General features: G+C 51.5%; 12 protein-coding genes. 6 read left to right on the top strand and 6 right to left on the bottom strand.

What is annotated here, in order from left to right; translation table 11 throughout:
* Nucleotides 1-355: 355 nt before the first annotated feature.
* From R6U41_RS08845 to R6U41_RS08835, 3 genes are all read right to left on the bottom strand, one after another.
* Entirely contained in the window at nucleotides 356-640 is a 285-nt protein-coding gene (locus R6U41_RS08845) for an integration host factor subunit alpha (RefSeq protein ID WP_410269474.1), read from the bottom strand.
* 57 nt (nucleotides 641-697) lie between these two features.
* Complete coding sequence (locus tag R6U41_RS08840; RefSeq protein WP_410269473.1) at nucleotides 698-1561, bottom strand: alpha/beta hydrolase; 864 nt, start codon at nucleotides 1559-1561, stop codon at nucleotides 698-700.
* Nucleotides 1562-1857: 296 nt separating this feature from the next.
* Nucleotides 1858-4065 carry a response regulator gene (locus tag R6U41_RS08835; RefSeq protein ID WP_410269472.1) on the bottom strand — a complete coding sequence of 736 codons (2208 nt, stop codon included), beginning with the start codon at nucleotides 4063-4065 and terminating at the stop codon, nucleotides 1858-1860.
* Nucleotides 4066-4629: 564 nt separating this feature from the next.
* On the opposite strand from R6U41_RS08835, the gene R6U41_RS08830 reads away from it, so the two are divergent.
* Nucleotides 4630-5649, top strand: a complete 1020-nt coding sequence (locus R6U41_RS08830) for a DUF72 domain-containing protein (protein ID WP_410269471.1) — start codon at nucleotides 4630-4632, stop codon at nucleotides 5647-5649.
* 240 nt (nucleotides 5650-5889) lie between these two features.
* Here R6U41_RS08830 and R6U41_RS08825 read toward each other — a convergent pair whose 3' ends face one another.
* Nucleotides 5890-6198: a hypothetical protein gene (locus R6U41_RS08825; RefSeq protein ID WP_410269470.1), complete on the bottom strand. Its 309-nt coding sequence runs from the start codon at nucleotides 6196-6198 to the stop codon at nucleotides 5890-5892.
* A 207-nt stretch (nucleotides 6199-6405) separates the two neighbouring features.
* A complete protein-coding gene (locus R6U41_RS08820; protein WP_410269469.1) occupies nucleotides 6406-6846 on the bottom strand; it encodes a DUF2177 family protein in 441 nt (146 codons plus the stop codon).
* 146 nt (nucleotides 6847-6992) lie between these two features.
* Here R6U41_RS08820 and R6U41_RS08815 point away from each other — a divergent pair, with 146 nt between their 5' ends.
* The 5 genes from R6U41_RS08815 to R6U41_RS08795 are packed head-to-tail and all read left to right on the top strand — an operon-like array spanning nucleotide 6993 to nucleotide 11828.
* Nucleotides 6993-7562 carry a chalcone isomerase family protein gene (locus tag R6U41_RS08815; protein WP_410269468.1) on the top strand — a complete coding sequence of 190 codons (570 nt, stop codon included), beginning with the start codon at nucleotides 6993-6995 and terminating at the stop codon, nucleotides 7560-7562.
* Nucleotides 7562-8953, top strand: coding sequence for an MFS transporter (locus tag R6U41_RS08810; RefSeq protein WP_410269467.1), 1392 nt, complete (start codon nucleotides 7562-7564; stop codon nucleotides 8951-8953). Before R6U41_RS08815 ends, R6U41_RS08810 begins: the two co-directional genes overlap by 1 nt.
* Nucleotides 8954-8991: 38 nt before the next feature.
* Nucleotides 8992-9777 (top strand): DUF1295 domain-containing protein, encoded by a 786-nt coding sequence (locus R6U41_RS08805; RefSeq protein WP_410269466.1) that lies wholly within the window; start codon nucleotides 8992-8994, stop codon nucleotides 9775-9777.
* 15 nt (nucleotides 9778-9792) lie between these two features.
* Nucleotides 9793-11055, top strand: a complete 1263-nt coding sequence (locus R6U41_RS08800; RefSeq protein WP_410269465.1) for an NAD(P)/FAD-dependent oxidoreductase — start codon at nucleotides 9793-9795, stop codon at nucleotides 11053-11055.
* Nucleotides 11052-11828 carry a DUF1365 domain-containing protein gene (locus R6U41_RS08795; RefSeq protein WP_410269464.1) on the top strand — a complete coding sequence of 259 codons (777 nt, stop codon included), beginning with the start codon at nucleotides 11052-11054 and terminating at the stop codon, nucleotides 11826-11828. Before R6U41_RS08800 ends, R6U41_RS08795 begins: the two co-directional genes overlap by 4 nt.
* A 21-nt stretch (nucleotides 11829-11849) precedes the next feature.
* Here R6U41_RS08795 and R6U41_RS08790 read toward each other — a convergent pair.
* The coding region (locus tag R6U41_RS08790) for a class I SAM-dependent methyltransferase (RefSeq protein WP_410269463.1) at nucleotides 11850-12602 on the bottom strand (753 nt) is incomplete at its 5' end.

Below are 12602 nucleotides of genomic sequence, written 5' to 3'. Positions count from 1 at the left end.
TAGTGGCTGAACGAAAACCCTGTTCAGCCAAAACCCGAATATCGAAATCCGAAATCCGAAACAAATACGAATATCGAATGTTCAAATGATAAAAACCAACAGCTTAAAACAGGATGTTTCTGTCATTGATGCATTTAGGGTTTTGGTCATTGGTTCGAATTTCGAGCTTCGGATTTCGGATTTCCTGAACGAAAACCTGGTTTTCATTCAGGCACTATATATGTATAAGAGACAATGTCAAGAATTGAGACCGACAGCTATTTGGGTTTTCCGGTAAATGCTGGGATAAACCATGTTTCCACGGAATAAACGAAAATTCTGCTGCCAAGCCTGCCCGCAGAGTTGGGCTCACTCTCTATTCCGCCCCATTAACCCGCCTTCTCAGCTTTCCGGAGCATTTAAAAGTAACCACCCTGCGGGCATCTAAAAACATATCATCATAAGTTGCCGGGTTTCTTCCTCGCCTGGGAGCCTTATCTTTCACCTGAAATTTTCCAAAACCTGAGACGAGGACATCTTCACCGTTTTCAAGGCTGTTTTTTATAATTTCCAGAAGGGTCTTGAAAAGCGCAGCTGATTGTTTCTTGGAAAATCCAAGTTCAGTGATTTGATCGATAATTTCAGTTTTTGTAAGGGTCATAGTGTCTCCTTGTTTGAGGGGTGAACTTTTATCATCTGCGCCGTAAGAGTCCTTCTTTCAGGGAGGAGAGGCGGTAGGCGGATCTTTTTTAAATGAAGCAGATGGGACACGCTTTTCCTCCAGCCAGTTTGAAACCTCATCCCACCACGAGGCTGACGAATCAATCGGCCAACTGTTGTGGCCGGCACCCGGAAATATCCACTGCCGTTTGGGTGCAGTCAGTGCGTCATATAAACGACGGGCATGGTTAAGGGGGATTATTTCGTCGCGCTCGGCAATCAATACCGCAACCGGACCCGGGTAACCCTTCAGGTTAGCTCGGTTATCATATTGATCACGTATCAGCCAGCGGGCAGGAAGATACCAGTACAACGCCTGCGCCAGATCCGGCAGATTGTCCCATGGAGTGATCAGAGCGACGCCTGCGACCGGCAGTGCCTTATCGGCCGCTACTCCAGCAGCTACACCGGCGCCAAGCGACTCACCCCATATCCACAGCGGGCCGCCAAACGCCTCCAGTGCAAGACGTGCGGTTTCAATACCGTCGGAAATAAAAGTCGCTTCGCCGGGTATTCCATCCCGGCCGCCGTAGCCTGGATATTCGGCCAAGACCACCCGGTATCCCCGTTTCTCCAGTGCGCTGATATAATGGTGCCGGTCTCGGGCGCTGCCGGCGTTACCGTGAAACACTACAACCGTTCCCCGGCTTTGGAGGTCTGCAGGAGATTCAGCGCTGATATAACCGCGGTACGACGGATCGTAAATTTTCGGCCACACCTCAAGAGCTGGACCATTAATTGGCCGGAGGTTGTCGCTGGAAGGTGGTGTTGTGTCAGGAAAGTATAGCATATGCCTCTGAGCCAATGCGGCAAGAAGAACAACCAAAAAATACCCTGTAAACAAGATCAGCAAAATACGCATGTTGAAAGTCTCGTAAAAGTCACTTTAGACGGCAAGGTAAAAGTTCAAGATCAAGGGCTTGCGCAATCGCGAAGAATTGACTTGTTAGTTTATTGGTTTACCAAAAAAACATTTTTATCGGGTTCCGTTTGTGCCCTGCAATGAAAAGCAGCCTTCAGTGCATACTTCTATGTACTTCCAATAATTCACATTCGGGGCCGGAGAGTATTGCCAGCCTCAAGGTGCAGCATACATGCGCCCCGGAAATATTGCCTTCCGTCTACAGCATGGTGCACTTACATAGCCATGCAAAAAACCTATTCCTGCTCAAGAACCTCCCGCACTTTCAGAGCCAGATCTCTCAAGGAAAATGGTTTCTGGATGATCTCCACCCCGTCATCAAGCACCCCGTGATGAGCTATCACATTGGCAGTATAGCCAGACATGTAAAGGGTTTTGAGACCAGGGTGGCTTTTGACCAATTGGGCCGATAAATCCCGGCCGTTCATCTCCGGCATGACCACATCGGTAATCAAAAGGTGTAAGGTTCCCACATATTCTTCGGAAAGCTTTAATGCCTCAAACGGATTTGCAGCGATCTCAACGGTATATCCCAATCTTTCGAGCATCTGCTTCGACATTTGCAGTATCGTCTTTTCATCTTCGACAACCAGAACGGTCTCCGTGCCTGTTGGAATTTGTCCGGTGGTCTCTTCCGCGGAATACAAAGAGGGCTTTGTCTCTTCATGGGCAGGAAAATACAATTTGAAGGTTGTTCCCTCCCCGGGCTCGCTGTATACGTTTACAAAGCCTTTGTTCTGTTTCACAATGCCATATATTGTGGGCAGACCTAAGCCTGTCCCTTTTCCAACTTCCTTAGTCGTAAAATAAGGGTCAAATATACGTTCCTGAACCTCTTTCTCTATTCCGTGACCATTATCACTGACTGCCAGCATCACGTATTGCCCGGGAATTGCCTCCGGGTTGCCCCTGCAGTAATCTTTATCAACCATTATATTGTCTGTTTCTATAGTCAACTTCCCCACATCGGATATGGAATCCCGGGCATTTACAGCAAGGTTTGCCATGATCTGATCCACCTGGGAGGGATCTATCTTTACCGGCCGCAAATTGTTGCCGGGGTGCCATGCAAGACTAATATTTTCACCGATCAGGCGCTGCAGCATTTTTAACATGCTGGAAATGGTGTCGTTTAAATCTAGCAGTATCGGGCTGATGGTTTGTTTCCGGGCAAAGGCCAGGAGTTGCCGAACGATATCCGCGGATTGTTTCCCTGCGGTGTGAATTTCCTGGATGGTTTTGTGCACGGGGTCTGAATGGTCAATCGCTTCCATGGCAAGTTCGGCATACCCGTTTATAACGGAAAGCTTGTTGTTGAAATCATGTGCGACCCCGCCTGCAAGCCGGCCTACGGACTCCATCTTCTGGGCCTGATTGAGCTGGTTTTCCAGCCGCACCTCCTCAGTGATATCAGTTGCGATAATGCACATGGCAAGCGGATCTCCCTGCGGCCCGTAAACCACCTGGGTCCGGCAATCCAAAAAAACCTCCGGTCCGCCGGGTATGCGATTTGCGATCCGGCCGTGCCAATGTCCCTGCTCCCGGGTTTTTTCCAATATCTGCAACATTGTCGAGTCCGAATCTCCCTTTTTGCCGAAAAGGGTCACAGATGCCTGACAAAGGGGCGTCCGGGCATAACCCAGGGCTTGTTTTTCAGCCTCGTTTATGTAGGAGAGACTGCCTTCCATATCCGTTATTGTAACGCGGTCCTGAATCTGATCCAGCACAAGCGCCTGCAGGCGCAGTTCATTTTCGGCCTGCTTGCGCCTTGCAACTTCATTTTCCAGTTCCCGGTTGGCCCTGGAAAGCTGGTCAGACTGTGTTTTGCTCTTTTCAAGGGACTGCCCCAATTCATCCTGAAGCTTGCCGGGTATCAGGACCCCGGCGCCAGCAAGCAGGACAAACACCCCGGCTGCCGTCATCCAGGAAATCATCTGGCCGGAAAGATAGTTTAGGTCTAAGCCAACGCTTGTAACCCCGGTACTCATTGCAACCCCCACGCCTACAATGGCGGCAAGACCTGCCATGAGGGTAAGGATTCCGGCAAGCTGGCCCAAAAGTACGGTCATCAACACGCAAACAATGAGCAAGATGTCAATGCCCGCCCCGCTGAAACCAAACCATAGGAGATTATGAACGGCTAAAGCAAAAAAGGCGCTTATAAATATGATGGTTTTCCAGGCAAATCCGATTCGGTTTTGAAACACGGTGATGCACAATACCGTAATGAAAAGACCCAGGTAAAACGCTGGAGAAAAGCGGTCTCCCATTGCAAGGGCCTCTTTTGTTGCAATCAGCATTGCCGGAAACGAGGCAAAGATTGAAATATAGAGCAGGTAACGCAAAAAGCGTTGCCGCACGGCAAAAAGCTCGTCGCTGCTGGGCGGCGCAAGATTATTCATGGACAGGGCGGATTGCTTGATGATGTGCCATATTTTTTTCAAAAGGCAGACCTCTGGGCGAATCGGCCCTGGGTTGCATACGGTTTTCTGCTCTACAGGACCCTCTTGTTTGCCATTGATATAAACCGGTGTTCATTCCTGTGGGCTCTGCACTTTCCCGAACCTGGCACAAATACCCGTTTTGCAACCACCATGGTCCCGCAGATTGTGGTTTCAGGCATGAACACGGCAAATTCCTCTCCGTCCGGACAGCCGCAGATATCTACTTCACGGCCGGTAAGGGCAATTATAAACCAAATCCTTTGCGATGTTCAGCATGCTTGAACATGCTGCTATTAAATCAATTTCTTCTCTAGATTGTCATGCTAATAGATACCTGAACCGATTTGGGATTTCAATGGCAACTTGTGACTCGGCAAGTACACACGCCCTTATCTGAGGTCTTTATTGCAACATAGCGGCCATAACCCGGGCAGCATTCCAGATTTGTTGGATCTTAGTCTTAAGAATGGCGGCTAAAATGCATTTTTGCTATAATGCCATTCAAATGCATATTGCCAGATCATAGACGACATCAGTATTATAAATAAAGGAGTTCCTGCCCCCATGAGAAAAACCACCGACCAAAAAACTGAAAACGAGGCACTGATAGAAAAATTCCGATTCCGGCATCTGCATCCCAATGTACTCATAGGTACGGCCAGTGATCGCTATGCCGGTTGGGGCGGTCAGATTTATACCCCAAAACGCTATGAGGGCCGGATCAGCCGCAGGTCAAACAAGGTGGGTGGCAAGACCTTTCAGGAGGAAGTCCTGCCGGTGGAAAGCGTGGAGGAATATTTTGAGCACTTTCCTGTGCTGGAACTCGATTACACTTTTTATTCGCCGCTGCTTGAGGAAAACGGTAAGCCGGCCAAAAACTTCCATGTGCTCAAAACTTATGCCCAGCATATTACAGAGAACGACAAGGTGGTTATGAAGGTGCCCCGGATCATATCGGCGCAAAAGATCCGGCGTAGCGGCAAATACATTAAAAACGAAACTTACCTTGACCCGGAAATTTTTACAAAGCGTTTCTATGAGCCCGCCAACGCGATTCTGGGTGCCAGCCTTGCGGGGTTGATATTTGAGCAGGAATATCAGCGAAAACAGGACAGGAGGCCTGCCGAAAAAATGGCGGAGGATCTAGACCGGTTTTTTGAATCCGTTCCCCAGGACACCCGATATCACATCGAGTTTCGGACTGAAGCATATCTGAGTTCCCCGGTGTTTGCAGTTCTGGAAAAGTATGGTGTGGGCCAGGTGTTGTCTCATTGGACATGGCTGCCGTCATTGAAAAAGCAATTGGCAAAGGCTGACGGCAGGATCTTCAATTCCGGAAAAAAGAGGATTGTGCGTCTTATGACACCGCGGGGCACCCGATACGAAGATGCTTATGCCCGGGCCCATCCTTTCGACAAACTAGTTGATGAAATGCTCCAAACCGCTATGATCAAAGATACAGTCGAGCTTATCGAAAAAGCGGTTCAGGAAGATACGCAAACCAGCATTCTCATCAATAACCGGGCAGGTGGGAATGCTCCTCTTATTGCCCGGCGGATAGTCGAAGAATACCTGGCAAAATAAAGATAAAAAAGCGTTGAGTATACTTGGCCGGGCGATGACTGGTCAGAACAATTCCGAGCCCCTTTTTGTTTTACAAATTCTTTCGATTCCAGATTTATTCCCACCCAGGCGATAGGTAGACCCTGTCTTAAATTATGAGCCGGTATATTTAATGAACCGGGCACAAGCATTAATTTTGCAGAAAGTGCTCCAGCTTATGCCCCCGGTTTTAGCGCACTTTTTCCCCGGCATCTAATCCGGTTAAATCCATGCCGTGCTGTCGGGTACAGTTACCTGCAGCTTATCGGCAATTTCTTCCAGGGTCTCGGAGAGCCTGGCCATGTTCTCATCAAGCCTTTTTTTATTCGGGGCCCAATCCGCGGGACATTGATTCTTTAGCTCCTCAAGGCCTTCTTCAATACTGTCGACCAGAGATTTTAATCGTTTGGCACTTTCTGCATGAGTTGAATCCGAAACCTCTTCCGCCTTTACGATAACATCGTATAAACCGGCCTTTAAACCGATCAGCCGCTTATACGAATTGTCACAGTAATCCTTCACATCATTCATGGGACTGCCTCCTTTTCCTGCATTATAATTTATTTTCTGAAAAATATAAGCCCTGCTCACGCGGATGCCAGTATAATCTGTTTTAAAACACCCCACGATTTGCCGGAGAACCCTGGTGGCCTGCATTCAAATCGTGAACTTCAAACGCAGGGCCGCAGATTACAGCTGAATTCTGATTGAATAACGGCCAGGGCATCAGAAATGAAATCAGAAATCCGGCCCGAAAAACCGGGTTAGATAAAACACGTAAAACCCGGCAAAAAGACCCTGGGCGGTTCCCCAGGCGATGTCGACCACGGTAATAAACACCGGGTAGTTCTTAACAAATGACAGGTTGGTCAGATCATAGGTGCAGTAAAGGGCAAACCCGGCAAACGCGCCGGTGCAAACAGCTGCAGCAAGGCGGTTTTCCACCATGATCGCCAGGGAGACAAACACCGCAAGGCCCAGGGCAATGATAACCTGGGCCAGGATCCCCACCGGAAGGTTAAACACAATCCGCCCTTTTTCAACGGATGCCAGATGGCTCATCTGCCTGAAATAAATGTCCCGGGCAATAACAGCCAGCCAAAGCATATCGGCCACGATAAAAATCACAATGGCAATGCCGGCGACCTTGAAAAACGCGGCGGAAAAAAAATAGCTCATGATTCGGGTTTCCTTTTCATAGAATAAAACTGAGCTCAGTTCAGGATAGATAATTGTGGCGTCATGATTATTTTAATCTAAATGTGGATTGCGTATTGTGCAAATCCGGTTCCCCTGAGCAGAAACCGTCCCGGAAAGGACTTGTGTTGACTACAAAACAAAATGTGTGTATTGCTGCCCTGCTGGCATGGCTTTTGATACCGGTTCAGACAGCCGGTGCTCAAGGAACTGACTTTGCTGAACAAAAAACCATTGACGGCCATACCCTTACCCTCCGCGGCACGGGTGTGTTACGCTACATGGTCTTTATCAAGGCATACAAAGGGGCATTTTATCTTCAGGAGGGCAAAACCGCGGACCAGGCCACAGATGATAAGTCGGCCCGCTGCCTGGTGCTTCATTATTTTCAGGCCATCGAGGCCGGCGACTTTGCCGAGGCCACCAGGGAAATGATAAAAAAAAACGTCCCGCCGGATCTTTTTGCCACTGTTTTGCCGAAAATCGAAGAATTTAACACCTTATACAGTGACATCACGCCCGGGGACCGTTATGCGGCTGCATACACCCCCGAAAGCGGAACCCGCCTGTGGTTAAATGATGAACTTCTGGGCGGGGTTAAAGGCGCAGCCTTTGCTTCTGCGTTTTTTGCAATCTGGCTCGGTGAAAACCCCATAGACGAAACTTTCAGGGATCGAATGCTTGGAAGGGAGCGGTAGTGAGAAAGCTTTCCGCCGCAGCAAAGGCAGCCTATTCCGCCCCGGCATTTTCACTGGCAGTGGTGGGTATTCCGGTATACGTCTATATTCCGAAGTTCTACACCGACGTGGTTGGGGTTCACATCTCCGCTCTGGGGGCCATTCTTCTGATTGTCCGGTTGTTTGACGCGTTTACCGACCCGGTGATCGGCATTTTCTCAGACCGGCTGCAGACGCCCATGGGTCGGCGGCGGCCGCTTATCGCCGCGGGTGCCGTGCTTACGGTTTTTGCCATTGCGCTGTTGTTCAACCCGCCCGAAGAAATGGCCGCAGATGCGGCCGGGCTGTATTTCATGGCCATGATATTTGCCCTGTTTTTATTCTGGACCGTGGTCATTGTCCCTTATGAGTCCCTGGGTCCGGAGCTGACCTTTGACTATAACGAGCGCACAGCCCTGTTTTCAATGCGCGACGGTGCCTTGATTGCAGGTACAGTTATTGCCGCGGCAATGCCGGGCGCAGTCCGGTGGGCCGCCGGGACAGCCGACAGCGCGGCCGGTGAACGGCAGACCTTTTTTATCCTGTCCCTGATATATATCCCCCTGATACTGGGAGCCTGCGCATGGTGCGTGGCTGCTTTCCGGGAGCGGCCCCGGCCGGCAGAACGATCAGAGCTCCGGATTGGTCTATGGCTCCGCGCAAGCCTTGCCAACCGGCCGTTTCGGATCCTTTTGATCGCATACACCATCAGCGCCATAGGCAACAACCTGCCGGCGACCCTGATTCTGTATTACGTGGAGTATGTGCTGGAATCTTCTGCGGCGGATTTGTTCCTTGCCCTCTATTTTGTCACAGGCATTGTTTTTCTGCCCATGTGGGTGTATCTGTCGCGCCGTACCGGTAAAAAGGCCGCCTGGATCGCTTCCATGGCCATTAACACCGGCGCGTTTTTCTGGGTATTTTTCCTGGGCCCGGGAGATGAGATGCTATATGGTATCCTGGTGTTTCTATCCGGCATTGGTTTCGGGGCGACACTTGCAATCCCTTCGGCCATCCAGGCCGACGTGATCGACTATGATGAGCTTATTACCGGCGACCGGCGGGAGGGGCTGTATATCAGCCTGTGGTCAATTGCCAAAAAACTGGCCGCAGCCGCGGGTGTAGGTGCCGGGCTGGCCCTGCTCGGGGTATCCGGCTACAGACCTGGAGTCATTCAGTCCGATTCCGTGATTCTGACGTTGCGCGTGCTGTATGCTATGGTTCCCTGCCTGTGCAATGCAATAGCCATTTTAATTGCTCTTTACTACCCCATAAGCCATGATATTCAACTGCGCATCCGTGGGGCCATCAAAGAACGGGCCGCAGGCCGGGCGGTGGAGGATCCGCTGGTTCCAGGGCGTGTCCTCGGATAGGCAGCGGATAAGCATAGGATAAAAAGGAATTTGTTGACTTGGAAATCATTATTATTTTTGCAGTTAATCTGTCAGCGGCTGCCGTGTTTATGACTGCCGGCTGGATGATCAGTCTGCTGCTCAAAAATGCCGCCATCGCCGATGCCCTTTGGGGGCTGGGTTTCGTGCTCGTTGCCTGGCTGACGTTTTCCCAGGCAGACGGGTTTTTCATGCGCAAGCTCATGCTCGCCCTTATGGTTACCGTCTGGGGCATGCGTTTGTTTATCCATATTGCCGGGCGCAGCCGGGGCAAGGGCGAAGATCCCCGGTATGCTGCCTGGCGGGCGCAATACGGGCAAAGATTCTGGCTGGTGAGCCTCTACAGGGTGTTTCTGGTGCAGGCGCTTTTTTTGTGGATTATTGCCATCGGTGTTCAGTACGGCCAGGTTGCCTCCCGGCCCGCCCGCCTGACATGGCTGGATGCGGCCGGTTTTTTGATCTGGCTTGCCGGGCTGGTAATTGAATCTGTTGCCGATTACCAGCTTAGGCGGTTTCTGTCCGCACAGGAAAACCAAGGGCGGGTGATGGATCAGGGCCTCTGGCGTTACAGCCGGCACCCCAATTATTTCGGCGAAACCCTTGTCTGGTGGGGCATCTTTGTTATGGTGCTGTCTGCACCCCTTGGATTTTTGACCATTGTCAGCCCGGTGGTTATTACATACACCTTGCTGCGGCTCACCGGTGTGACGCTCATGGAGGAAACCGAATTTTCCGATAACCCTGAATACCAGGCCTACATCCGCCGGACAAACGCTTTTGTGCCCTGGTTCCCGCGGACTCGCTAAGAAAAAGGAGCAGCCATGGTAAATGAAACAAACCTGGATATTGCAGTGGCAGGCGGCGGAGTGGCAGGCATTGTTGCCGCATACCTGCTTGGCCGGCGCCACCGGGTGACCCTGTACGAAAAAAACAGGTATGTGGGCGGCCACACCCATACCATAAAAGTCGATGAGGGCAACGGGTCTGCTGCATGCGTGGATACGGGGTTCATTGTTTTCAACGACCGCACTTACCCGAATTTTATCCGTTTTCTCGACCAACTGGGCGTACCCCGGTTAAAAAGCGCCATGTCATTTACTTACTGGAACCCGGGCATCGGGTTTACCTACAACACCACCCGGCCCTTTGCAGACAAAAAAAACCTGCTGCGCCCGTCGTTCTGGCGCCTGCTGTTTGAAATCGACCGGTTTAACAAAACAACACGGAGATGGCTTGCGCAAAACCGCCTGACGGATATAACCCTTGGCCAATATCTGCAGCAGGCCGGATTTTCCGCCGCGTTGGCAAAACATTACGTCACACCCATAAGTGCCGCAATATGGTCCACCGGCCAGCGGGATATACTGGATTTTCCGGCGCAAACCTTTGCCCGGTTCTTTGAAAATCACGGGCTGCTGTCTTTTTCCGGCCAGCCCCGCTGGTATACAATCCAGGGCGGCAGCCATGAGTACGTCAACGCGTTTTTAAAAACGTTTCCGGGCATGGTGCACACCGGCTGTCCGGTGAGAAAAATCGCCCGGGAAAACGGGCGGGTGCGGCTGTGGACCGACGAGGCGGAAGCCACCCATGACAAGGTGGTGATCGCGTCCCATGCAGACGAGGCGCTGGAAATGATAGCAGACCCTTCCGATGCCGAAACAAGGCTGCTTTCGGCCTGGCAGTATGCGCAAAACAGGGTCATCCTGCACCGGGACACCAGCTGCCTTCCGCCCCTGCAGGCGGCCTGGGGCTGCTGGAATTACAGGCAGGGGCCGGAAAAAAGCCACATCGGCCCTGCAACCCTGACCTATTACATGAACCAGCTACAGCAGCTGGCATCAGAAAAACACTACTGCGTCACCCTGAACCCGGCTCACCCCATAGAGCCGGGGCATATTATCGCGGATCTAAATTACGCGCATCCCATGTTTGACAAAGACGCTGCGGCCACACAGGCGCATTTACCTGGTTTAAACGGGGTTAACAACACCTGGTTTTGCGGCAGCTATTTCCGCTACGGTTTTCATGAAGACGCGGTGATGTCGGCTGCGGCCGTGGGACAGGATTTCGGGATTGAGCTATGAAATCAAAAATTTATACAGGATTCGTGGAACATACCCGGCATCTGCCGGTGTATCATCACTTCCGCTACCCGGTCTACATGTACGGCATAGACATTGATGAACTGGCCCTGCTGGAGAAAAAACTACCCCTTTTCGGCTACAACCGGCTTCGGCCCGCAAGCATCAATGATGCCGATTACCTGGAGAAACGGCCGGGCTGCATAAAGGAAAAACTTCTGGATTTGCTGCCCGAAGCAGACAGGGCGCAGGTGGCAACTGTTATGCTGGTCACCTCCGCGCGCTATTTTAATTATGTTTTTAACCCGGTTTGCTTCTACTACTGTTTTGACCGCCGGGGCGAAGTAGCCCGCCTGGTGGCCGAGGTGAGCAATACGTATGGAGAGCGGCACGTGTATCTGCCCAAGCCCGCGGACCCGGGCACGCCCGGGCCGGGAATCCGGAAATATTCCGCTGACAAGGCTTTTCACGTATCGCCGTTTAACAATATGGCCGGCCGATACGATTTTTTCTGCACTCCGCCGGGGCAAACCATGGATGTTGCCATCCACCTGGTGCGGGAGGGGGAAAAAATATTTGAGGCGCGTTTGCGGACAAGGGGCAGGGAGTTGACCCGGGCTGCCCATCTCCGGGCATTGCTGCGCCATCCGGTAATGCCCCATCTTACCATGCCCCGGATTATTTTTGAAGCCATGCGCCTGTATTACCGAAAGCACATGCCCTGGCATGACAAGCCGGCCCCGTCAGATCCCATGACAATCCGGCATAAACTGTAAATAAATCTTTTCAATGCGTATCTATGCCTTGTAAAGAAACCCCCTGTCCATGGGATAATCCGTGGTGTTTCCCCTGCAAAAGGTAATCTGGTAGAGCCGCAGAACCGAATTTCGGGTCCGGAAAAACTCGGCGCAGAAATTAAGATAGGCCCGCCAGGTCCGGCGGAAGCGTTCGTCAAAAAGCCCTGGATTAAAGCTGTTTATCATCTCCCAGTTTTCATCAAACCTTGCCGCCCACTGATCCAGGGTCAGGGCATAGTGGCGGCGGAGATTTTCAATATCGAGTATTTCCAGGCCATGGACTGCCATTAAATCAATGGTCTCGGTCAGACCGGGCAGATATCCGCCGGGGAAAATATGTTTCCGGATAAAAAAGTCCGTGTCCATGGGACGGTCATGGGCGATGAAATGAAGCAGGCCGATCCCCCCGGGCTTCAGGCATTTTGCCATGGACCGGATCCAGTCCTCCAACTGCCCTTTCCCCGCGTGTTCGTAGACCCCCAGGGATGCGTACTTGTCATATGTTCCCGACACCTGCCGGAAGTCATTTTCCTGGACACGGATTTTGTCAGCAATGCCTTCGTGCCTTGCCCTGTCCAGCAGCCAGCGGTTCTGATCCATGGTGGGGCTTAAGTTGGTACCAGTAACACCGTAGTGTTTGACTGCATGAAAAAGCAGCGAGCCCCAGCCGCCGCCCACGTCGATTAATTGCTCACCGGGCTTGAGCCGCAGCTTCCGGCATACATGATCGAGCTTGTTTTCCTGGGCCTGATG

The sequence above is a fragment of the Desulfosalsimonas sp. genome (genome assembly GCF_046483245.1).
Lineage (GTDB): Bacteria > Desulfobacterota > Desulfobacteria > Desulfobacterales > Desulfosalsimonadaceae > Desulfosalsimonas.
The sequence above is the reverse complement of the archived record's forward strand: the minus strand, read 5'-3'. Positions and strand labels throughout refer to the sequence as shown.

Coding starts and splice junctions, on each gene's coding strand:
- R6U41_RS08830 (WP_410269471.1), top strand. CDS start 4,630: ATGAGAAAAACCACCGACCAAAAAACTGAAAACGAGGCACTGATAGAA.
- R6U41_RS08845 (WP_410269474.1), bottom strand. CDS start 640: ATGACCCTTACAAAAACTGAAATTATCGATCAAATCACTGAACTTGGA.
- R6U41_RS08825 (WP_410269470.1), bottom strand. CDS start 6,198: ATGAATGATGTGAAGGATTACTGTGACAATTCGTATAAGCGGCTGATC.
- R6U41_RS08820 (WP_410269469.1), bottom strand. CDS start 6,846: ATGAGCTATTTTTTTTCCGCCGCGTTTTTCAAGGTCGCCGGCATTGCC.
- R6U41_RS08800 (WP_410269465.1), top strand. CDS start 9,793: ATGGTAAATGAAACAAACCTGGATATTGCAGTGGCAGGCGGCGGAGTG.
- R6U41_RS08840 (WP_410269473.1), bottom strand. CDS start 1,561: ATGCGTATTTTGCTGATCTTGTTTACAGGGTATTTTTTGGTTGTTCTT.
- R6U41_RS08795 (WP_410269464.1), top strand. CDS start 11,052: ATGAAATCAAAAATTTATACAGGATTCGTGGAACATACCCGGCATCTG.